This window comes from Stenotrophomonas sp. 2694, from assembly GCF_040548715.1.
GTDB lineage: Bacteria > Pseudomonadota > Gammaproteobacteria > Xanthomonadales > Xanthomonadaceae > Stenotrophomonas > Stenotrophomonas indicatrix.
The window spans coordinates 76,495-97,981 of the sequence record NZ_JBEPSG010000003.1 but is presented as its reverse complement, the minus strand read 5'-3'; the positions used below and the strand labels follow the sequence as shown (position 1 = coordinate 97,981).

Annotated in this window: 19 protein-coding genes; 18 read left to right on the top strand and 1 reads right to left on the bottom strand. The window is 64.5% G+C overall.

The features are described from left to right. The first annotated feature begins 51 nt into the window (after positions 1-51). The 14 genes from ABIA73_RS05360 to ABIA73_RS05295 all read left to right on the top strand — a co-directional run bounded on the left by ABIA73_RS05360 (position 52) and on the right by ABIA73_RS05295 (position 16,854). A complete protein-coding gene (locus tag ABIA73_RS05360) occupies positions 52-1,203 on the top strand; it encodes a hypothetical protein (protein WP_313283328.1) in 1,152 nt (383 codons plus the stop codon). Positions 1,204-1,241: 38 nt separating this feature from the next. Next, positions 1,242-2,396 carry a hypothetical protein gene (locus ABIA73_RS05355; RefSeq protein WP_313283329.1) on the top strand — a complete coding sequence of 385 codons (1,155 nt, stop codon included), beginning with the start codon at positions 1,242-1,244 and terminating at the stop codon, positions 2,394-2,396. Between the two features lie 98 nt (positions 2,397-2,494). Continuing rightward, positions 2,495-3,631 (top strand): hypothetical protein, encoded by a 1,137-nt coding sequence (locus tag ABIA73_RS05350; protein WP_354275521.1) that lies wholly within the window; start codon positions 2,495-2,497, stop codon positions 3,629-3,631. Positions 3,632-3,780: 149 nt separating this feature from the next. Further along, positions 3,781-4,476, top strand: a complete 696-nt coding sequence (locus tag ABIA73_RS05345; protein WP_025875707.1) for a phage minor tail protein L — start codon at positions 3,781-3,783, stop codon at positions 4,474-4,476. A gap of 61 nt (positions 4,477-4,537) precedes the next feature. Next, positions 4,538-5,278, top strand: a complete 741-nt coding sequence (locus ABIA73_RS05340) for a C40 family peptidase (RefSeq protein ID WP_354275520.1) — start codon at positions 4,538-4,540, stop codon at positions 5,276-5,278. Beyond that, positions 5,271-5,864 (top strand): tail assembly protein, encoded by a 594-nt coding sequence (locus ABIA73_RS05335; RefSeq protein ID WP_218788422.1) that lies wholly within the window; start codon positions 5,271-5,273, stop codon positions 5,862-5,864. The genes ABIA73_RS05340 and ABIA73_RS05335 overlap by 8 nt, the downstream gene beginning before the upstream one ends. Beyond that, positions 5,861-9,349, top strand: coding sequence for a TipJ family phage tail tip protein (locus ABIA73_RS05330; RefSeq protein ID WP_354275519.1), 3,489 nt, complete (start codon positions 5,861-5,863; stop codon positions 9,347-9,349). Before ABIA73_RS05335 ends, ABIA73_RS05330 begins: the two co-directional genes overlap by 4 nt. Before the next feature lie 11 nt (positions 9,350-9,360). After that, positions 9,361-9,675 carry a hypothetical protein gene (locus ABIA73_RS05325; protein ID WP_354275518.1) on the top strand — a complete coding sequence of 105 codons (315 nt, stop codon included), beginning with the start codon at positions 9,361-9,363 and terminating at the stop codon, positions 9,673-9,675. Next, on the top strand, positions 9,675-10,385 hold the full coding sequence (locus tag ABIA73_RS05320; protein WP_139784987.1) for a hypothetical protein: 711 nt from the start codon (positions 9,675-9,677) through the stop codon (positions 10,383-10,385). The genes ABIA73_RS05325 and ABIA73_RS05320 overlap by 1 nt, the downstream gene beginning before the upstream one ends. 208 nt (positions 10,386-10,593) lie before the next feature. After that, positions 10,594-12,054, top strand: coding sequence for a SulP family inorganic anion transporter (locus ABIA73_RS05315; RefSeq protein WP_354275517.1), 1,461 nt, complete (start codon positions 10,594-10,596; stop codon positions 12,052-12,054). Between the two features lie 7 nt (positions 12,055-12,061). Beyond that, positions 12,062-12,613, top strand: a complete 552-nt coding sequence (locus ABIA73_RS05310; protein WP_354275516.1) for a hypothetical protein — start codon at positions 12,062-12,064, stop codon at positions 12,611-12,613. 210 nt (positions 12,614-12,823) lie between these two features. Beyond that, positions 12,824-13,690 (top strand): lysozyme inhibitor LprI family protein, encoded by an 867-nt coding sequence (locus ABIA73_RS05305; protein ID WP_354275515.1) that lies wholly within the window; start codon positions 12,824-12,826, stop codon positions 13,688-13,690. 129 nt (positions 13,691-13,819) lie between these two features. Continuing rightward, positions 13,820-14,410 carry a lysozyme inhibitor LprI family protein gene (locus ABIA73_RS05300; protein ID WP_099844663.1) on the top strand — a complete coding sequence of 197 codons (591 nt, stop codon included), beginning with the start codon at positions 13,820-13,822 and terminating at the stop codon, positions 14,408-14,410. A gap of 41 nt (positions 14,411-14,451) precedes the next feature. Further along, positions 14,452-16,854 (top strand): VgrG-related protein, encoded by a 2,403-nt coding sequence (locus ABIA73_RS05295; RefSeq protein WP_354275514.1) that lies wholly within the window; start codon positions 14,452-14,454, stop codon positions 16,852-16,854. A gap of 57 nt (positions 16,855-16,911) precedes the next feature. Here the strand turns inward: ABIA73_RS05295 and ABIA73_RS05290 are convergent, their stop codons facing one another. Then, positions 16,912-17,490 (bottom strand): hypothetical protein, encoded by a 579-nt coding sequence (locus ABIA73_RS05290; RefSeq protein ID WP_099786226.1) that lies wholly within the window; start codon positions 17,488-17,490, stop codon positions 16,912-16,914. 146 nt (positions 17,491-17,636) lie between these two features. On the opposite strand from ABIA73_RS05290, the gene dusA reads away from it, so the two are divergent. From dusA to ABIA73_RS05270, 4 genes are all read left to right on the top strand, one after another. Beyond that, complete coding sequence (gene dusA / locus ABIA73_RS05285; RefSeq protein ID WP_218788430.1) at positions 17,637-18,668, top strand: tRNA dihydrouridine(20/20a) synthase DusA; 1,032 nt, start codon at positions 17,637-17,639, stop codon at positions 18,666-18,668. A gap of 212 nt (positions 18,669-18,880) precedes the next feature. Further along, a complete protein-coding gene (locus tag ABIA73_RS05280; RefSeq protein WP_025878314.1) occupies positions 18,881-19,249 on the top strand; it encodes a hypothetical protein in 369 nt (122 codons plus the stop codon). Between the two features lie 72 nt (positions 19,250-19,321). Further along, positions 19,322-20,005, top strand: coding sequence for a response regulator transcription factor (locus tag ABIA73_RS05275; protein WP_004136763.1), 684 nt, complete (start codon positions 19,322-19,324; stop codon positions 20,003-20,005). Between the two features lie 22 nt (positions 20,006-20,027). After that, positions 20,028-21,452, top strand: coding sequence for an ATP-binding protein (locus tag ABIA73_RS05270; RefSeq protein WP_032978238.1), 1,425 nt, complete (start codon positions 20,028-20,030; stop codon positions 21,450-21,452). Positions 21,453-21,487 lie beyond the last annotated feature (35 nt).

The window sequence follows — 21,487 nt, the reverse complement described above, 5'->3', positions numbered from 1 at the left end:
GTTCGATATCGCGGCCGAACCGGCCGCGTCACAACGTTCAAGGAGCCTGAAATGGCCAGAAAGACAATCGACCTCGATTCCATTCAACCAAATGGAAAGCGAGGTGAAACACAGCGCCCGGCATTCACCAAGATCAACGAAAATTTCGCAGAAGTCTACGACGCCCTGGCGGATGTGGCGAAGATACCTGAGACGGTAGGAAACGCGATCACTCAGCGCGTCCCCGGAAGGAATCTTCTCATCAACGGCGGCCTGCAGTTCTGGCAGCGTCGCACCTCCGGTCGTGTCGGCAGCGGGTCAGGTACGTTGGGGGCAGAGATCTTCTTTGCCGATCGCTTCACCAACTCGGCCCTGATCTGCAATCAGGATGTCCAGCGAGTGGCGTACGAAGGACAGATCGGTTATCCGGAGGACACCCGATCAATCCTGGTATGCACGGTATCGGGTGCCACCGCTAGTAGTGGCGCTTGGATGGGGCAGAAGATCGAGGGGGTGCGCAGCGCGAGCGGTAACATCACCATTTCTGTGTGGGCAAACAGCGATGCACCAGATCGCAAGGTCGGAGTGCGCGTCATCCAGAACTTCGGCACGGGTGGCTCGCCCGCGCGGGAAGTGGTGATTGAAGCGGGCGTGCTCACGCTGGGTACCTCGGCCACGCGACAGAGCATCACCATCACCTTACCGAGCACCAGAGGCAAGGTGCTCGGCAGTAATGGCAACGATCATCTCTATGTGGTGTTCGACCTGTGCGGCACGGGCCAGAAGGGCGAGTTGGTCGCGCAGAACGGCTCGTTCGGCTTCACCCAGTTCCAGGTCGAATCCGGGAGTGCAGCGACGAGCTTTGATTGGCGACCGCCCGGCGTTGAACTGGCACTGTGCCAGCGCTACTACGAGAAAAGCTACAACCTCGACATAGTGCCCAATACCGCGCACAACGAAGGGCGCGAGGCATTCTCGATCAACTTACCGGGAATGGCGCACTATCAGAGTGTGCGCTTCCATGCGGCCAAGCGCGCCCAACCTTACGTGATGATCATCTCGGCCGACAATATTCAGCAGGATGGACATATCGCGGAAGACAACATCTCCCGCGTTCCCTGCCTGGTCAACCACGCCTCGCCCTCAGGTTACGAAGTCAGCTGGACCAACAATCCAGGTCGCTGGGGTGGGTGGTGGCACTGGTGGGCCGACGCTGAGTTCTGATCACCAGCAGCTTCCAGATCGAATTCCAGGAACCCACAATGACGAGAAAGATCATCGACCTCGATTCCGTTCAACCGAACGGGATGCGGGGTGAGACGCAACGCCCGGCTTTCACCAAGATCAACGAGAACTTCGCCGAAGTGTATGGCGCACTGGATGACGTGAACGCAATCGGACAGCGCGTAGAGTCGCTGGAGGCTGCGCTCAGAAGCGCAGTCCCGGGCAGAAATCGCCTGATCAACGGCAACTTTGATTTCTGGCAGCGCGCCACCACCGGCACAACCCAGGGCGGTGAGATCTATGTGGCGGACCGTTGGACGGTGGCGGCCCTGGGCTGCACGCACACCGCCAATCGCGGTGCCAATCTGCCTGCCGGCGGTGCCGCACCCGAATCGCGTCGCTTCCTCAACAGCATTGTCTCCAACACGCGCACAAGCAGCAGCGCCTATATCGCACAGAAGGTCGAAGGCGCGGCCACGCTGTCTGACGGCGAGGTGACCGTCTCCGGCTTCGCCTATGGCCCAGTAGGCAAGCGAATCGGTATCCGCCTCATCCAGAACTTCGGTACTGGCGGCGCGCCGTCAGCTGCGGTCAGTGTGGAGCTGGGTACCGTCGCAGTCACTGCCGCGTCCTGGACCTACTTCCAGCTCAGTGCACGATTGCCATCGGTCAAAGGCAAGTCGCTGGGAAGCAATGCCGGCAGCGACTTCCTCTGGCTGGTGGTGGACCTGTGCGCTGATGCCTATGGTGGCGTTATCTCTGGCCAGAGCGGGGAATTCGGCATCTCCATGATGCAGCTGGAGCGCGGAACTCGGGCGACAGCGTTCGACCTTCGCCCACTGGCCCAGGAGCTGCAGCTCTGCCAACGCTATTACGAGAAGTCCTACGACGATGACGTCATTCCAGGGACTGCGACCAACAGCGGCCGCTATAGCTGGGGCTGTTCGGCCGCGACGGGAGCAACCACCTACGTGTCGGTGCCGTTCAAGACGCGCAAGCGAGTGACACCGGTGATTGTTGTCAGGCCCAACAACAATGTGGTCGAACCCGGCTACGTCAACCAGGACGACAGTAGCCGCACCCCTGCATCGGTTCCCACCATTGCGACGAATGTCTTCGAAGTTGCCTGGGGAAATGCGCCGGGGCGCTGGGGTGGCTGGTTCCACTGGACAGCGGATGCAGAGATCTACTGACTATCCCGGGCGTACCACGGCCTTTTCGATCCACGCGGAATGAGTCCGCCGATATGCAACATGACCGCAGGCTTTCACCACTGTGCCAAGGAAAGTAAATGGCTAGAAAGACAATCGACCTCGATACCATTCAAGCGAATGGTAAGCGAGGGGAAACGCAGCGCCCGGCGTTTACCAAGATCAACGACAACTTCGCCGACGTCTACGCAGGCCTGGAGGGCGTACAGACCGCCGTGGACGGCTTGGAAAGCCGAATGGCAGGCCGCAACCGCCTTATCAACGGTGACTTCCGGGTCTGGCAGAGGGGTACGGCGTTTTCCGCATCCACCGGTGCCCGTCCTACCGCCGATCGCTGGCTGGTGAACTCGCACGCGACCACTCTCTCTGCATCGCGCGACGACATTGCGGCAGGCGGTGGTGCGGCGGGAAGGCTGATCGCAGGTTCCCGTCACCTGCTGAAGCTCGTCGTCGAAAGTGTCGCCGGCGCCGACAGCATGGCACTCGTCCAGCAGCGCATCGAAGACGTGCGTACGTTCGCGGGAAAGCGGGTCACCGTCAGCTTCAAGGCGAGGGCCACGGTCGACAACTTCAAGGTGGGCCTGGAATTCCAGCAGTCGTTCGGCGCCGGCGGCTCAACGGCAAGCGACAGCATCGGCGGCGGCGTCACGCTCGATACGATGTGGCGCTGGCACCAGTTGACCGTGGATGTGCCTGGCATCGCAGGGCAGACCCTGGGCGCCGACAGCTATCTACAGCTCAGCCTGTGGCTGGACGCGGGCGCGAACTTCGCAGGTCGCGCGTTCGGGGCGGGACAGAAGAGTGGCGTGGTCTATCTGGCTGAAATGCAGGTCGAGGAGGGTGACACCGCGACCGATTTCGATCGCCGGCCCGAAGCGCTTGAACTGTTGCTGTGCCAGCGCTACTACGAAGCAGTTGATGTGAACCGGATCCTGGGAATCACCTACACCGCCAACGGCGATTCGCGCGCCTGCATCCCGTTCAAGGTACGCAAGCGCGTGGCGCCCAGGATCACCTCGCCCTCCACCGCGCTCAACCTGGTGGGCTTCGGCTCCGAAGGCAGTCTCATCAACTTCAACGGCGGCGATCCGGGCTGGCAGTCCACCGTGGACGCGGCCGTGTTGTCCTCGATGTCCAACAACATGCAGCAGTACGGAGCGGTCGTGGTGTGGTCGACCACCTCCCAGGTTCTGGTGCACGCAGACGCGGAGCTCTGAGCCATGAGCGCAATCACGACCGAAACCGGCCGCGTCAGCGGCTTCACCACCAATGCGTCACTGCGCCCCGGACACCGTGTGATCGTGCCCTGCGGTCAGCCGTCCCATCCCGTACCGCCTCATCCCGCCACCGCCCAGGAGCGCACCTCATGATCACCGCCGATGCCCAGCAACTCGAGCCGGGTGGCCGCATTACCGTCTTCGAACTGGACGCCAGCAGTTTCGGTGCCGACCAGCTGTTCTTCCACGCGCACCTGCAGAGCGGTGTGATCATCTGGCAGGGGCAGGAGTACGGCCCCTGGCCGATCGAAGCCAGCGGCTTTGAACGAACCAGCGACCAGCCGCCGAACCCGAAACTCCGGGTCAGCAACATCGATGGCCGCATCACCGCGATGTGCCTGCTGTTCGATGATCTGGTCGGCGCCCGTGTCATCCGTCGGCAGACGCTCGCCAAGTACCTGGATGCAGCCAACTTCGAAGAGGGAAATTCCAGCGCCGATCCGGCAGAGCACTTCCCCGACGAGGTCTGGTTCATCGAGCGCAAGGTCGGTGAGGACAAGCAGACGGTGGAGTTCGAACTGACCACGGCCATCGATCTCAACGGCGAACAGCTGCCCGGCCGGCAGATCATCGCCGGCATGTGTGGTTGGCTGGTACGCGGTGGCTACCGCGGCCCCTACTGCGGCTACAACGGTCCGGCGGTTGCCGATGGCGACGACGTGGCCACCGATGACCCCGCCCGCGACCAGTGCGGGGGCCGTGTGCGCAGCTGCAAGATGCGTTTCGGCCAGGACAAACCCTTGCCCTACGGCGGCTTCCCGGCCGCTGGCCTGCTTCGTTCCTGATCCCGCTCTCCGACTTTCCACTTCAAGGCCCGCTCGCGCGGGCTTTTTTCATGGGTGAAACATGCAACCAACAACCCTGCAGGCCATCCAGGCACATGCCGTGGCCGAGTACCCGCGCGAGTGCTGCGGGCTGATCGTGGCCATCGAAGGCCACGAGCACTATCTGCCGTGCCGCAACCTCGCGGGTACGCCCAGTGAACACTTCCGCCTGCCGGCCGAGGACTATGCCGTGGCCGAGGACAAGGGCGAGGTGCTGGCCCTGGTGCACAGCCATCCGGACGCAGCTGCCACACCGTCCGACGCGGATCGGGTGATGTGCGAGCACAGTGGCCTGACCTGGCACATTGTCAGCGTCGGTCAGGTGGATGGCGAGGCACCCGAATGCGGTGACCTGCAGACCATCCAGCCGAACGGCTATGTTGCGCCGCTGGTCGGCCGCCAGTTCACCCACGGCGTGCTGGACTGCTACAGCCTGGTGCGCGACTTCCACGCGCGCGAACTGGGCATTTCCTTGTCCGACTACACCCGCGACGACGACTGGTGGGACAAGGGCCAGGACCTGTACAGCCTTGAACGACTGCATGCGGAAGGCTTCGACCTGATCGAAGGCGAACCGCGGCGTGGCGACATGATCCTGATGCAGATCCGCTCGCCGGTGACCAATCACGCTGGCGTCTACCTGGGCGACGGGCAGATGCTGCATCACCTGCACGGTCGTCTTTCCGAGGCCGTGCCCTACGGCGGCATGTGGGCCGAGCGCACCCGTTGCATCGTCCGCCATCGCGAGGTGCGCCATGACTGACCGTCTTCGTACCATCCGCCTGTACGGCAAGCTGGGCGCGCGCTTCGGGCGCAAGTTCCGGCTGGCGGTGAACAGCCCGGCCGAGGCCGTGCATGCCCTATGCGTGATGCTGCCTGGCTTCCAGCAGTACCTGATGGGTGCAAAGGCCAAGGGCATGGAGTTTGCCGTGTTCAACGGCCGGCAGAACCTGTCGCGGGATCAGCTGCACGACCCGCCAGGGCAGGATGACATCCGCATCGCGCCGGTGATGGTGGGCAGCAAACGGGGAGGCGTACTGCAAACCATCATTGGCATCGTGCTGATCGTTGTGGGGAGCTACACATCTTGGGCTGGCGGAGCTGCACTGGTATCAACCGGCGTCAGCATGGTGGTTGGCGGGATCACCCAGATGCTCTCCCCCCAGCCAAAAGGCCTGGGGGCCAAAGACACACCCGAAAACGCCCCCAGCTACAGCATGAACGGCACCGTCAACACGCAGGCGCAAGGCAATCCTGTTCCGGTGGCCTACGGCGGCCATGACAAGAAAGGCATGTTCATCGGCTCGGCCGTGATCAGCGGCGGCATCCTGGCGGAGGACCAGTTTTGAACCAGATCATTCATTCCGCACAGCGTGAGCGCAGTGCACCCCTACCCACACTGGTGGGTGCAAAGAAGGGCGCCAGCAATGCACGCACGCCGGTGGAAACACCGGACAGCCTGCACTCGATGGCAGTGGCCCGCATCATCGACCTCGCCAGCGAAGGCGAGATCCGCGGCCTGGTCGCCGGCAAGCAGTCGATCTACCTGGACCAGGTACCGATCGAGAACCCGGACGGCACGCTGAACTTCTCCGGCGTGGACGTGCAGACGCGCTCAGGCACCCAGGACCAGGAGCACATCAGCGGCTTCCCCTCGATCGAGAATGAAGTCGGTGTCAACGTCGAACTGCGCAGCGATGCGCCCGTGGTACGCACCGTGTCCGGTGCCGATCTGTCGGCGGTGCGCATCCGCTTTGCGGTGCCCGCGCTGCAGAAGACCAACACCGAAAACGGTGATACCGAGGGCTATCGCATCATGTATGCGGTGGACCTGTCCACCGACGGCGGCCCGTTCAGCACCGTGCTGAACGACGCTTTCAGTGGCAAGACCACCAGCCAGTACGAACGCAGCCGCCGCATCGATCTTCCGGCAGGCAGCCAGTGGCAGGTGCGCATCCGACGGCTGACCCCGAACGCCAACAGCAGCACCATCGCCGATACCGTCAACGTGCTGTCGATGACCGAAATCATCGATGCCAAGCTGCGCTATCCCAACTGCGCGCTGGCGGCGGTGCAGGTCGATGCCAGCCAGTTCCAGAACATTCCCACGCGCTCGTATCAGCTGTGGGGGCGCATCGTACGCATTCCGTCCAACTATGACCCGCTCACCCGCGTCTACAGCGGTGTGTGGGATGGCACCTTCAAGAGCGGCTGGACCAACAATCCGGCGTGGGTCTTCTTCGACATCGTCACCAACGATCGCTTCGGCCTGGGTCATCGCATCCCGCTGGACTGGGTGGACAAGTGGCGCCTCTACCAGATCGCCCGCTACTGCGACGAACTGGTCAGCGATGGCCAGGGCGGCAGGGAGCCGCGATTCACCTGCAGCCTGTACCTGCAGACCCGCGCTGAGGCATACAGGGTGCTGCAGGACATCGCCACCATGTTCCGTGGCATCAGCTTCTATGCAGCCGGCCAGGTCATGGCTTCGGCCGACATGCCCAAGGACCCGCTGCTGACCTACAGCCAGGCCAATGTCATCGAGGGCCGCTTCCACTATGCGGGCAGCAGCCGCACGGCGCGGCACACCGTCGCTCTGGTGTCCTGGATCGATCCGGATGATTTCGGCCGGCAGAAGGTCGAAGTGGTGCAGCACCTGCCGGGGGTCGCCCGCTATGGCATCAACCAGACCGAAGTGACGGCGGTGGGTTGCCATTCGCGTTCGCAGGCGCAGCGCGTGGGCAACCACATCCTGCACACCGAGATGCTGGAAACCGAGACGATCAGCTTCTCGGTGGGGCTGGATGCCCTGGGTTGCATGCCCGGCGACATCATCCAGGTGGCCGACCCGAACCGCGCCGGTCGCCGCAACGCAGGGCGCATCCGCAGCGCGGGTGCGCGCACCTTGGTGCTGGACCAGCCGCCGGAGAAGATTGAAGCCGGTGATACCCTGCGTGCGACGCTGCCCAATGGGCATTCCGAAGCACGTACCGTGCAGTCGGTTGATGGCGAGACGGTCACCGTCACCGCGCCGTGGTCGGCAGTACCGGTCGCGCAGTCGGTCTGGGCACTGGAGTCGCCGGAGCTGGCGCTGCAGCAGTACCGCGTGCTGTCGATCAGTGAAGGCGAAGAACTGACCTACCAGATCACCGCGCTCAAGCATGTGCCGGGCAAGTACGCCGCCATCGACGATGGCACGCGCCTGGAGCAGCCGCCGATCAGCATCGTGCCACCCAGCGTGCAGCCGCCACCCGCGAACGTGCGGATGGCCTCGCATGTGGTCGTCGACCAGGGTATCGCCACTTCCGTACTCACCATCGAGTGGGACGCGGCGGACAAGGCGATTGCCTATGACGTGGAATGGCGTCGTGGTGATCTCAACTGGGTCCGTGCCGGCCGCGTGGGTGCGCAGAGCCTGGAAGTGCGCGGCATCTACGCCGGCCAGTACCTGGCCCGGGTTCGTGCGGTCAATGCGCTGGGTGCGGTGTCGCAGCCGATGGTCAGCGCGCTGACGACGATTGAGGGCAAGACCACGCCACCGCCAGCGCTGTCTTCGCTCACGGTCCGCAGTCGCGTTTTCGGCATCGAGCTGGACTGGCAGTTCCCTGTTGGTGCTACCGATACCGAGCGTACCGAGCTCTGGTACAGCACCAGTCCTGACCGTGCAGCGGCCATCAAACTCGGTGACTTTGCCTATCCGCAGTCACGGCACCAGATGAATGGCCTGGCAGCCGGCGCGCGCTTCTGGTTCTGGGGTCGCCTGGTTGATCGCAGCGGCAACATAGGTCCATGGCACCCGGTGGGCGCTGGCGTACTGGGAGAGTCCAGCAGCAACCAGGCGGACTATGACGCCTACTTCGCCGGTCGCATCAACGAAAGTGCACTTGGCCAGCAACTGCAGCAGAAGATCGAGCGCGTCAGCGAGGTGCTGCCGCTGGTCTGGGATGCGGATGCGACCTATACCGCGGGCCAGACCGTCATCCATGACGGCCGGATCTGGAGCTGGCAGGACACTGCAGCGGGCAACGAAACGCCGCCGGGCACGCATTGGAAGGATGTGGGCGATGCGATCGCCGATGCCGGTGCCATTGTCGGTCGGGTCGATCAGCTTGAGATGGATGTCACCGACGTCGACGGCAAGGTGGCTGCGCAGGGGCAGAAAGTCGATGGCCTGTTCGCCCAGGTCAGCGACCACAGCGCGGGCGAGGAGGACTACAACGTCGGTGAGAACGACGTTACCGCCGGCGCCATCACCGTCTACAGCGTGATGGCCGAAAAGGACGCGGCGCTGGCCAAGCGCGTGGACACGGTTGAAGCCTCCATCGATGGCGTACCTGGCAAGATCGAAGGCGTCAGCGCGGCCGTGCAGCAGGTCTCGCAGGCCGTGGTGAATCTGGATGGCAAGGTCAGCGCGACCTACACGGTCAAGGCGCAGATCAGCAGTGCAGGTCAGATCTACATGGCCGGCATGGGGCTGGGCGTGGAGCAGCAGCCCGATGGCAGTTACCAGAGCCAGATCCTGATGCAGGCCGATCGCTTCGCATTGTTCAACACCAACAGTGGCCAGGTCAGTGCGCCGTTCGTGGTACAGGGCGGGCAGACCTTCATCAATCAGGCATTGATCGGCACTGGCTGGATCCAGAACGCCATGATCGGCGATGTGATCCAGTCCAACGCTATGGGAGCTAATGGCCAGCCCCGATGGAGACTCGACAAGAACGGCACGTTGACGATGAATGGCCCCGAGAACGGCGGCCGCCTGACCATCAATGACAGTGTCATCCACGTTTACGACAGCAGCGGTCGCGTGCGCGTCCGCATGGGGATCTGGTAATGGCAACAGGAATGCAGATTTTCGGCCCGGATGGGCAGATGTGGTTCGACACCAACGATCGTGCCGGAAAGGTGATGGGCGATCTCCATGTAAGCAGTAGTGCCAGCACCTACGTCGGCATGGCCGGAATGGGGGAGCCGTTCGCCATTCTGCCAACGACCTTCTGGGACAACTGGCAAGATCAGAACGGCAACCAGTTCTCGGCGCCGAACATGGCCAGCATGAGCTTTAGGAGCCAGGGGGCCTACGGAGACTACCTGACCCTCAGTTTTACCTTCATGACCACAACCAGTCCCAATGCCTATCTTTTCTACGGGAGTTTCTGATGACCGTCGGTCTTGAGGTAACAAATGACAGCGGTGTTCCCGTTCTTGTCAATTCACACGCGATGGCTTTCTTTGCCGCTGGCAAAGGTGTTGAATCAATCGGTAGCAACACATCGCCGCTGGGCCAGAGTGGCTCTGTCACCCTGCCTAGGCAGAGCGTGCCGTACCTGGTATTCATCCGCTGCAATAACGGCTCCACGCGTATCGGTACCGGCACCGACGGATTCGGCTGGAACATGGCACAGGGGACGACCAGCTTCGAGTGGTGGGCTTGGGGGCGCGCAGCGCCCAGCACCAACGTCGGCATGCAGGTCTACAACGCCGATGGCTCTGTGCAGTGGGACATGAGCAGCCGTCCGCTGCGAATGGCAGGTCTGGTGGATATGACTGGGGCAAGACCTCCGGTGCCCAGCGAGATGTCCAACGAGAATATTCTGACAGGTGATCTGGTAAACGGGCCCGGCGATAATCTTGCCTACCTGCTGTCCGATATCGGCATGTGCCACGATGTCTACGCCATGCCGAGTGGCAATCCCACCATTCGCACCAACATGCGCTACATGGCCGCTATAAGCACGCCGACCGCATCGCAACTGCGCATCAACTTCTGCAGGCGGGCCGCCAATCGTCAGCGGTCCCTGAGCGGAGCGTCCTATCAGACCTTCGCCTCGCGTCTGCCGAGCTTTGTACTGGCAGCCTATACCTACTGATGTGCCTCAATCGACCCGGGCGGCCATTTGAGCCGCCCGGCCCCTTCCCGTAGACTGCGCCCCTTCCACGCTCCCCGACGACGCACTGCAGTGATCACGCCACCCTGACCCTTGCCACCCCTCGGCAGCCGGCCCAACCGGCTCAGGAACCCGCGTCTTTCCACTGCAGCGCCACGTGGCCTCGCCCGCGTGTGCGCGGAGTTTTCCCATGCAAACGTCTTATCCCCTGCGCCAGCAATGGCTCGGCAACCTCCGTGGTGATCTGCTGTCCGGTGCCGTCGTCGCGCTGGCGCTGATTCCCGAAGCCATCGCGTTCTCGTTGATCGCCGGCGTCGACCCCAAGGTCGGCCTGTATGCTGCTTTCTCCATTGCCGTCATCACCGCGATTGCAGGCGGCCGCCCCGGCATGATTTCTGCCGCCACCGGCGCGATGGCGCTGGTGATGGTCGACCTGGTCAAGGACCACGGCCTGCAGTACCTGTTTGCCGCCAGCATCCTGGCCGGCCTGCTGCAGGTGCTGGCCGGCGTGTTCAAGCTGGGCTCGCTGATGCGCTTCGTCTCGCGCTCGGTCATCACCGGCTTCGTCAACGCGTTGGCCATCCTGATCTTCCTGGCCCAGATGCCCGAGCTGATCGGCCGCGGCCCCACCGTGTATGTGCTGTGCGCCGCCGCGTTGGCGATCATCTACCTGCTGCCGCGCATCACCCGCGCAGTGCCTTCGCCGCTGGTGGCGATCATCGTGCTCACCGCCGTGGTCATCGGCTTCGGCATCGATGTACGCAGCGTGGGCGACATGGGCCAGCTGCCCGACAGCCTGCCGCACTTCCTCATCCCCGATGTGCCCTTCACCTGGGAAACGCTGCGCATCCTGCTGCCGGTGTCAGCCACGCTGGCGGTGGTCGGCCTGCTCGAATCGATGATGACCCTGCAGATTGTCGAGGACATCACCGAGACGCCCAGTGAGCGCAACCGCGAGTGCGTCGGCCAGGGCCTGGCCAACACGGTCACCGGTTTCCTCGGTGGCATGGCCGGCTGCGCGATGATCGGTCAGTCGGTGATCAACGTGACCTCCGGCGGTCGAGGCCGCCTGTCCTGCCTGGTGGCCGGCGTGCTGCTGCTGGTGCTGGTGGTATACGGCAGCGACCTGGTGCGGCAGATCCCGATGGCCGCACTGGTGGCGGTGATGATCATGGTCAGCATCGGCACCTTCAGCTGGCGCTCGCTGCGCGACCTGCGCACGCATCCGCGCAGCTCGTCGGCAGTGATGCTGCTGACCGTGGTGGTCACCGTGGCCACCCACGACCTGGCCAAGGGTGTGCTCAGCGGCGTGCTGTTGTCTGCCCTGTTCTTCGCCCGCAAGGTGGGCCGCATGCTCGACGTGCAACGCGAAGACGTTGCAGACATGGACATGCAGGTCTACCGCGTGCGCGGCCAACTATTCTTCGCCTCCGCCGGACAGCTGGGTGCGGCGTTCGACTACCAGCACGTGGCGCCGAAGGTACAGATCGACCTGCGGGAGGCCCACCTGTGGGACCTGACTGCCGTCGCCGCGCTGCAACGCGCGCAGGAAAAGCTGACCGCGCATGGCGCCGAAGTCAGTGTTGTCGGCCTCAACGCGGCCAGCCAGACGCTGATCGAACAGGTGGGGGGCAGAGGCAGCGCGCACTGATGGCCGCTTGCTGTTTTCGTCTGCAAGTTTTCTGATTGAGGCCTGCCTTCACCGGATGCACTGTGATTTCGTGTATTCGGCACAGATCGGAAAAGGACGAGAGATGATCGCAATACGCGTGTTTCCGGTACTTCTGTACTCCGCACTGGGTCTTGGCTTGACGGCGCTATCGCCCAGTGCGGTTGCGACCTCGCCCCGCATCGTTATCGAACATGTTTCCCACCACCGCGCAGGAACCGCTGAGGCGGCGGCGATCGCACGGTGGCTGGACAGCATCCCGGATGCGGATCGGCGGACGATGGAGCTGGGCACGATTACGGTGCAGCAGCGCCGGCCCCCCTCCGATGCCTGGGCCTCTGCCGCAGTGGCACCTCCCGTTCCGCTTCCGGCCTCGGGTGCTGCCGGTGAGAAGATCACCATCACCAATGAGCTTCCCGGTGGCTTCGTGGAAACCTGGACGTTCCAGTGGGTTGCGGGAGAGGGTGGGGGCGGTTGGAAGCAGACCGATTACGAAACGCACGCGCCGATCGTGCAGCCTGATCGGCCCAACGAGCTGTGACGGAGCGGTGGTGGCCGGTCGCAGCAGGCCACCACCGCTCCAAAGTTGGTCGCGTCAGGTTTCTGCGGTGCCGTCCGCGCAAGCTGAATTCAGTCAGCCATCTGAAACCGCCGCTGTCGTAGGATCTGCACCGTGATCGGGGCCGATGGACGGACCCTCCCGGCCGGCACCCGCTGGCCACAAGCAAGGGAGATGCAAGCAATGCAGGTAATGGATGCCCATGGGGGCAATGAACAGATCGCCTCCGGCCGTCGGTACTGGAAGGTGCTGGCCCTGTGCCTGGTGCTCACCGCGTGCCAGGCGCCTTCTACCCCGGCATCGGCCGAAGCGGCGGCCGCTCCGGTTCCGCTCGCCGCGGCAGCGCCGGCAGCGCCCCCCCATGCAGTGACCGGTGATTCCTCTCGGTACCCGGATGCGTCCTACACGGACGGTCGCCTGCGCCCGGCTTATGGCTGGTGCGTGGATGGCGTGGAGGATGCGGGCAAGCTGCAGGCCTGCGGCAAGGATGAACTGGCCTATCAGGAAGGGCGCCTGCAGGAGGGTGCCAGCAAGACTGTGACCGGGCTCGACGCTGCTGCGAAGCAGGCGTTCCTTGCCACCCAGGCGACCTGGCGCAGCGCTACCGACCGTCATTGCTCCGCTCCGACCAATGCCGGTGTGGATGACCTGCAGAAGGCACAGGAGTGCCGCCTGTTCCGCGTGGCCAACCGTGCCGACGCATTGATGGCGCAGAGCGGCCCGCCCGATACCTCCTACACCCAGGCAACGCTTCGCCCGGAATTCATCCGCTGTGTGCAGCAGGCCCGTGGCATGAACGACCATATCCAGGCCTGCGGCGATACCGAGCTGGCCTACCACCAGACGCAGCTGCAGGCCGAAGTGGCGCGCCTGATGAACGGCCCCGACAGTCCGGCCAAGGACCGCTGGATGGACGAACAGGCCACTTGGGCCGAGGACACCGACAAGCGCTGCAGCCCGGCTACAGAGAGCGTGGGCCAGGCGCTGGACGCGCAGTCGTGCCTCATCAACCGCTACGCCAACCGCGCGGTGGAACTGCAGGCGCGCGAGCGCCGTTGATGTCGGCTGAACCCTGAATTCAGTCAGGCACCGGCATTCTGCGCTGGCGTAGCATCCTCACCGTGATGGGGCCGATGGACGGCTCCTCTTTGCCGACCCACCCGGCGACTCACCAGGGAGAAGCAAGCAATGCAAGCCTTGAGCGCGCCTGCGCGCATTGATCGATCCGCCTTTGAAATCCGACGCGGAATTGCGCTGGTGCTGTGCCTGTTGCTGGGCGCCTGCCAGGCCCCTTCGGCCGACAGCGCCACGGTTGCCGCTGCCGCCAGCGCAGATGAGCCCACACCGGCAGCCACATCGACACCGGCCAGCGCGACGCCTGCAACTACAGCCGCCGATGCCGACGCGGATGCCGATGACTTTCCCGCGCCGCTGCCCGATGCCTCCTACACCCAGGCCAACCTGCGTCCTGCGTACACCCGTTGCGTGGACGCCAGCGAAGCGGTGACAGCACGCCTGCAGGCATGTGGCGACGAGGAGTTGAGTTACCAGGAAGACCGCCTGGCCGAGATCGTCGCCGGTGTCGTGGCAAGTCCCGACAGCAAGGCCAAGGATGACTGGATGGATGCGCAGGCTGCCTGGTGGTCGGACACCAATCGTCATTGCCGCTGGGATCCCAAAACCGATGGCCAGGGCCAGAGGCTGGACGCGCAGTCGTGCCGCATCAACCGCGTGGCCAACCGCGTTGACCAGCTGCAGGCCGCTGCACGCAGCAAGTGACCTCAATCCACCGCATTGCCAACTGAGAGGAGTCCTTCGACATGGATGTAGTGACCGATGCAAGGAAGGCGATGGAACACTGGCATCGCGGCCAGACCTCCGCCCGTTTTGAAACCGACAACCGTGGTCCAGGCTGGATTTCCTCGGGCAAGGGTGACCATGGCGGCGTGTCCTATGGCAGCTACCAGTTCGCCAGCGCCGTTGGCGGGGTGGACGAGTACCTGAAGTCGTCCCGCTATGCGGACCAGTTCCACGGCCTGAAGCCTGCGACGGAAGCCTTCAGCGAGCGCTGGAAAGCGGTGGCCGCACGCGACGAAAAGGGCTTCGCCCAGGAACAGCACGATTTCATCCAGCACCAGTATTACGACGTGCAGATGGATCGCCTGAAGAAGGTCGGCGTGGACCTGCAAGGTCGCGGCCCTGCCGTGCAGGACGCGCTGTGGAGCACGTCGGTGCAGTATCGCAACATGACCCGTGGTGTATTCCAGAATGGCCTGAAACAAGCCTATGGTGATGATTACAAGCTGTCCGAGCTGAGTGACGAGCAGATTGTCAGGGCCGTGCAGGATTACAAGCACGCCAACGTCCAGCGCCATTTCGAGAGCTCGCCCAAGCAGTGGGATTCGCTGCGCGAGCGCACGCTCAATGAAAAGTCCGAGCTGGTTGCGCTGGCGCGCTACGACAGGATCAACCACGACCCGCAGCCGTACCGGGGCAAGACCTACGAACAGGCGTTCGGCGAGCCGGCGCATCGTCAGTCCGCCGCGCGCCCGGCGCGTGCACCGATGGCCGACGGTGTGCTGGTGCAGGGCGAACGCGGCAATGAAGTGCTCGCGCTGCAGCAGAAGCTGGCGCAGGCCGGCTACACCGGTGTGGATGGCAAGGTGCTGAAGCCCGACGGCGATTTCGGCAGCGATACCTACCACGCGGTGCGTCAGTTCCAGAAGGCGCATGGGCTGGAAGAAGATGGCAAGGCGGGGCGTGACACGCTGTCTGCACTGAACGCCGGGGTTCGCCCACCCGCACAGACACCGGCACCGCCATCGGTACCCTCGCCGGAACGCCACGAGCCGAAGGCGCCCTCTACGGATGGTGCGCCGGTGGCGGCCGCCCCCGGTGGCGGCCGCATCACGGTGATCGAGCCCTACGGCAATGTCACCAGCAACCGCACGCTGGCCCACGGCATCAGTGGCGAAACGGCCTATCGCGAACTGAAGATCCATCATCCCAACACCAATGCCGAAGCCGTGCGCACCGGCGATGCTCGCAAGGCCGACCGCCAATCGGGCATGGTCGAAGGCGAGATGGAGAACATCCGCACACGTGAGGACAAGAATGACATTCCGCTGGTGCGCAAGGACCTGATCCTCACCGATCGCCTGGGTAGCCGCGATGTGATGATTCCGAACCCGGTGGCCGGCTACGCGCAGTTCAACAAGGACGCGACCAATTCGATCAGCCTCTACAGCCACCCGGCCGGCGATCCGCGCCGTGAGCTGGTAGGCCAGGTGCTGCACGGCGCCGCCGGCACGTCGCCCTACAAGAACGGTGACTTCGTCGAGTACGGCGCTCCGCTGATCCAGCAGTCGAACGCCGGCAGCAAACCGGTGCATGCGCATATCGAAGTGGAGCCGGCGCAGTTCCGCCGCTACCTCGGCGACATGCTCAACGACCGCATCACCCTCGGCGGCAAGGTACACGCGCAGGGGCCGGAAGCAGCGCAGGCCGCACGCGCCACGCAGCAGGCGCCGATGGCCGACGGCATGCTGGTGAAGGGCGAACGCGGCGATGAGGTCAAGGCGCTGCAGGGCAAGCTGGCCGCGTTGGGTTACACCGCCGCCGACGGCAAGGCGCTGGGCACCGATGGCATCTTCGGCAAGGACACGCTTGCAGCGGTCAAGCAGTTCCAGGCCAACAACGGCCTGGAGCAGGATGGCAAGGCCGGCCGCCAGACCCTGGCGCGCCTGGACGACCCGGCCGCAGTGAAGGCCGGCGCGCAGACCGCCGCCGCCCCGGCACGCACCGAACCGACCGTACCGGCAGCGCCCAGCATGCGCGATCCTTCGCATGCCGAGAATCCGCGCTTCAACCAGGCCCTGGAGAAACTACAGGAGCTGCAGCAGCAGCGCGTGCAGGCTGGCCTGTGCCCGCTGTTCGCCAATGCGCAGGAAACCGAACGCGCCGCCGGCCAGCTGGCCTACGAGAGCAAGGTCGCCGGCATGCGCCAGATCGACCATGTGGTCGCACGCCCGGATGGCAGCGGCTTGTTCGCCGTGCAGGGCAATGTCGGCGACCCGGCTGCGCAGCGCACCTTCGTCGACAGCCGACAGGCCGTGTCGCAGTCGGTCGAGGCCAGCACCCGCCAGACCGAGGAACTGGATGTCCAGTTCAACCAACGCGTGCAGGAACAGCAGCAGGAGCAGGTGCGCAACCGCGGCCTGTAAGCCTGCTGCACTGTGGCCGAAGGCTCCGGGCCCAACGACCCGGGGCCTTCTGTCGATTCATTCTGCAGGGTCGACCCGCCGGTACACCCCGAACTGGGTCCTGCGCTGGCCCATCGGGATGATCAGGGCCAGCAGGACCGCGCCTCCGTCCACCTGCTTCACCACCAGATCGTTTTCCACCGTGCAGGACAGTTCCACGCGCGACCAGACGCAGCCGGCGCCGGCCTCGCCCGGTTTGCACGATGACCACCGGTTGATGACCAGCTGTTCTCCTTCGGCGCTGTAGCTCTTGCTGGAAGCGCTGCCTGCAGCCTCGATGCCGGTGCCGTCGGCGGCATGGAAGCGGGCCACCAGCCGGCTCGCCTCCTGGCGGATCGTGACCTGGTGGATGTCCTTGTTGTAGACGCCAAAGAGCCTGGAAAGCGCGCCGATGGGCGCATTTTCCTGTCCGGCCGACAGGTAGGACGGCCGGTTGTCGAAGGTGGCGCCTTCGGTGAAGTCGCATCGTGGGCCGGGCTTGATCTCCGCAAGGCGCGTGTCGCGGACGCTGCTGCAACCACTGCCCAAGGCCAGTCCCGCCAGCAGGGTGAGGCAGGCGAGGCCAGAGCCCGCCAGCGAGGATGCAGTCGGTTTCATTGTGGCTTCCCTTCCAACAGATGCGGTGCAACAGGAACCCGCGTACCGAGTATCCCCACGCAAGGGCGGCAGCGGCAACCCGGCCTGCATCCCCGGCTGCCCGCCGCCATTCATCCGCCCGGTGTAAACTATTGATCTCACTGGCAATGCCAGTCTCCACGATCAACCGCCCGATGACGTCCGCCACCGCCCGTTACGCTGATTCCCTGCGCCTGTCCGTCGCTCCCATGATGGACTGGACCGACCGCCATTGCCGGGTGTTCCACCGCCTGCTGGCGCCGGGTGCGCGGCTGTACACCGAAATGGTGCACGCCAATGCGGTCATCCATGGCGATCGCCAGCGCCTGCTCGGTTTCGATGCCAGCGAACAGCCGCTGGCACTGCAGCTCGGTGGCAGCGATCCGGCGCTGCTGGCGCAGGCCGCGCGCATCGCCGCCGACTGGGGCTACGACGAGGTCAACCTCAACTGCGGCTGCCCGTCCGACCGCGTGCAGGCCGGGCGCTTTGGTGCCTGCCTGATGCGCGAGCCGGTGCTGGTGGCCGAATGCGTGTCGGCCATGGTCGAGGCAGTGGACATCCCGGTGACGGTGAAATGCCGCTTGGGCGTGGACGAAGACGACAACTACGAGGTATTCGCCAGTTTCGTCGATCGCCAGGTCGAGGCCGGCGCCGCGATGGTGGTGGTGCACGCCCGCAATGCCTGGCTGAAGGGTCTGTCGCCGAAGGAGAACCGCGAGGTTCCGCCGTTGAAGTACGACTGGGCCTACCGGCTGAAGCAGGAGCGCCCGGCATTGCCGGTGGTGCTCAATGGTGGCCTGGCCAGCATCGAGGCGGTGCAGGCGCAGGCCGCGCACGTCGATGGCGTCATGCTCGGTCGCGCGGCCTACCACGACCCCTACCTGCTGCATCAGCTGGAAGCGCTGCAGACCGGCGCGCCGCTGCGTCCGCGCGGTGAGCTCCTGCGCGCCCTGCGCCCGTACATCGAAGCCCGCCTGGGCGAGGGCCTGGCCCTCAAGCACATCACCCGCCACATCCTCGGCCTGTTCCACGGCCAGCCCGGCGGCCGCGCATTCCGCCAGGTGCTGAGCGAGGGTGCCCATCGCCCCGGTGCCGACTGGGCGCTGGTCGAGCAGGCGCTGGCAGTCACCGAACGCGAAGCCGACCGCGCCGCTGCGTGACGTCAGTCACATTCCTGACTTGACAAGGGCGGCCATTTCGTCCCGAATGTTCACTTAGCTGAACAACGGTCTGGAGCATCTGGAAAAGTTCAGACCGGATTCACTGCCCGAAACCAAGAATTTGCAAAAGATTTGTAAAACGCCGGGTTCCATTCCGGTGCCCGGATTTACGACTTTTGAACGAATCGCCGTGCTCGGCTAGGATCGCATCGATGTCTTCCGCTCCCTTCCACCGCTGTATTGCCCTGGCCACCTGCGTGGTCCTGGCGGCTGCCCCGCTGTCTTCGGCGCTGGCGCAGGACCCGCAGCGGGAACAGGGGCGCGCAGAAATGATGGAGCGTGGAGGCCGTGGCGCCAGCAACGAGCGCTCGCTGTCCGATGCCGTGCGCCGCGTGCAGCGCACCACCGGTGGCCACATCCTGGGCGCCGAGCGTGTGCCGTTCGATGGTCGTGACATCAACCGGGTCAAATACATGGACGACCGCGGTCGGGTCCGCTACATGGACGACCCCGCCCCGGCACGTTCACAGCCGCGCACGCCGCGGTCGGATATGTCATCACTACGCGGCGATAACCCCTGAACAGGGATAGTTGTCGCTATCAACCCGTACCCACAGGCCTCCGGGCCGCACCCAGCACACTAGGGAGAGTTCATGCGTATCCTTCTGGTCGAAGACGAAGCCCCGCTGCGTGAGACCCTGGCAGCCCGGCTCAAGCGCGAAGGTTTTGCCGTCGATGCAGCGCAGGACGGCGAAGAAGGCCTGTACATGGGCCGCGAAGTGCCGTTCGACGTCGGCATCATCGACCTTGGCCTGCCCAAGATGTCGGGCATGGAGCTGATCAAGGCCCTGCGCGACGAAGGCAAGAAGTTCCCGGTGCTGATCCTGACCGCGCGTTCGAGCTGGCAGGACAAGGTTGAGGGCCTGAAGCAGGGCGCCGACGATTACCTGGTCAAGCCGTTCCATGTGGAAGAGCTGTTGGCCCGCGTCAACGCGCTGCTGCGCCGCGCCGCCGGCTGGAGCAAGCCGACCCTGGAATGCGGTCCGGTTGCCTTGGATCTGGCAGCGCAGACCGTCAGCGTGGCCGGCAGCAATGTCGACCTCACCAGCTACGAGTACAAGGTGCTGGAGTACCTGATGATGCATGCCGGTGAACTGGTCTCCAAGGCCGACCTCACCGAGCACATCTACCAGCAGGACTTCGATCGTGACTCGAACGTGCTGGAAGTGTTCATCGGCCGCCTGCGCAAGAAGCTGGACCCGGATGGCGAACTGAAGCCGATCGAGACCGTACGCGGTCGTGGCTACCGCTTCGCGATTCCGCGTAACGAGGGCTGAGGCCTTCAACAGGCGATAAACGATGTCCGGCCGTCTGTGGTTCTTCCGACGCTGGCGGCCGCGCTCTCTGCAGGCGCGCCAGATGTTCGCCGCGTCAGTGGGTCTGGTCGCGTTCTTGGCCCTGGCCGGTTACGCGCTTGATGCCGCCTTCGCCGATACGGCGAAGGCGAACCTGCGCGAGCGCCTGAAGAACTATGCCACCGCCTATGCGGCCGGCATCGACTTCACCCGCGACCGCTCGCTGTACATCCGCGAGCAGCCGCCGGATCCGCGTTTCGACGTGCCCGGCAGCGGCCTGTACCTGCAGGTCGTCATGCCCGACGGCAAGGGCAATTCGATGTCCGCCGAAGGCCCGATGCTGCCCACCGTCGGCGGCGGCCTGCTGGCTCCGCGCCAGGAAGTGTTCGAAGGCCCGCTGCCGATGATCCAGATCGACGGCAGCCAGGGCTCGGTGTATCGCTATGGCCTGGGCCTGGTGTGGGATGCCGACGCCGACCCGGCCACCGAATTCCCGTACACCATCTACGTGATGGAAGACTCGCGCGCGCTGGGCGCGCAGCTGCGCGTGTTCCGCAGCCGGGTCTGGTTCTACCTGGGCGGCATCGGCCTGATCCTGCTGCTGCTGCAGACGGTCATCCTGCAGTGGAGCCTGCGCCCGTTGCGGCGGGTGATCACCGAACTGACCAAGGTCCAGCGCGGCGAGACCGAGCGCATGAGCGAACGCCACCCGCGCGAGCTGGAGCCGTTGACCGACAGCATCAATGCCTTCATCGAGGGCGAGCGTGAGAACCTGGAACGCCAGCGCAATACCCTGGCCGACCTGGCGCACAGCCTGAAGACGCCGATTGCGGTGCTGCGTACGCAGATGGACAGCGGCGCCGGCGATGGCGCCCTGCGCGAAGAGCTGGACGTGCAGCTGCAGCGCATGAACAACCTGGTGTCCTACCAGCTGGCACGCGCGGCCTCGTCGGGCCACAAGCTGTTCTCGGCACCGCTGCCGATCGAATCCAACGCCGAGGAGATCGTGCGCGGCCTGGAGAAGGTCTATGCGTCCAAGGGCGTGCTGTGCGAATTCGATATCGACCCGGCCGCGCGCTTCCACGGCGAACCGGGTGACCTGCAGGAGCTGCTGGGCAACCTGCTGGAGAACGCGTTCAAGTGGGCCAAGCGCCGCGTGCTGCTGACCGCGCAGCCGTTGCCGGCGCCGAATGCGCGTCGCGCCGGCCTGCTGCTGGCAGTGGATGACGATGGCCCGGGTATTGCTCCGGAGGACATCGGCAAGGTGCTGCAGCGTGGCGTGCGCGGCGATGAGCGCGTACAGGGCCACGGCATCGGCCTGTCGATCGTGCAGGACCTGATCAAGGACTACCGCGGCGAGCTGCAGGTGTCCCGTTCCAGCGAACTGGGCGGCGCCCGTTTCGAAGTGCGGCTGCCGCCGGGGCCGTAACGATCCGTTGCAACCCGATCCGGTCGACGTAGACC

Coding starts and splice junctions, on each gene's coding strand:
- ABIA73_RS05360 (WP_313283328.1), top strand. CDS start 52: ATGGCCAGAAAGACAATCGACCTCGATTCCATTCAACCAAATGGAAAG.
- ABIA73_RS05355 (WP_313283329.1), top strand. CDS start 1,242: ATGACGAGAAAGATCATCGACCTCGATTCCGTTCAACCGAACGGGATG.
- ABIA73_RS05350 (WP_354275521.1), top strand. CDS start 2,495: ATGGCTAGAAAGACAATCGACCTCGATACCATTCAAGCGAATGGTAAG.
- ABIA73_RS05345 (WP_025875707.1), top strand. CDS start 3,781: ATGATCACCGCCGATGCCCAGCAACTCGAGCCGGGTGGCCGCATTACC.
- ABIA73_RS05340 (WP_354275520.1), top strand. CDS start 4,538: ATGCAACCAACAACCCTGCAGGCCATCCAGGCACATGCCGTGGCCGAG.
- ABIA73_RS05335 (WP_218788422.1), top strand. CDS start 5,271: ATGACTGACCGTCTTCGTACCATCCGCCTGTACGGCAAGCTGGGCGCG.
- ABIA73_RS05325 (WP_354275518.1), top strand. CDS start 9,361: ATGCAGATTTTCGGCCCGGATGGGCAGATGTGGTTCGACACCAACGAT.
- ABIA73_RS05320 (WP_139784987.1), top strand. CDS start 9,675: ATGACCGTCGGTCTTGAGGTAACAAATGACAGCGGTGTTCCCGTTCTT.
- ABIA73_RS05315 (WP_354275517.1), top strand. CDS start 10,594: ATGCAAACGTCTTATCCCCTGCGCCAGCAATGGCTCGGCAACCTCCGT.
- ABIA73_RS05305 (WP_354275515.1), top strand. CDS start 12,824: ATGGATGCCCATGGGGGCAATGAACAGATCGCCTCCGGCCGTCGGTAC.
- ABIA73_RS05300 (WP_099844663.1), top strand. CDS start 13,820: ATGCAAGCCTTGAGCGCGCCTGCGCGCATTGATCGATCCGCCTTTGAA.
- ABIA73_RS05295 (WP_354275514.1), top strand. CDS start 14,452: ATGGATGTAGTGACCGATGCAAGGAAGGCGATGGAACACTGGCATCGC.
- ABIA73_RS05290 (WP_099786226.1), bottom strand. CDS start 17,490: ATGAAACCGACTGCATCCTCGCTGGCGGGCTCTGGCCTCGCCTGCCTC.
- dusA (WP_218788430.1), top strand. CDS start 17,637: ATGCCAGTCTCCACGATCAACCGCCCGATGACGTCCGCCACCGCCCGT.
- ABIA73_RS05280 (WP_025878314.1), top strand. CDS start 18,881: ATGTCTTCCGCTCCCTTCCACCGCTGTATTGCCCTGGCCACCTGCGTG.
- ABIA73_RS05275 (WP_004136763.1), top strand. CDS start 19,322: ATGCGTATCCTTCTGGTCGAAGACGAAGCCCCGCTGCGTGAGACCCTG.
- ABIA73_RS05270 (WP_032978238.1), top strand. CDS start 20,028: ATGTCCGGCCGTCTGTGGTTCTTCCGACGCTGGCGGCCGCGCTCTCTG.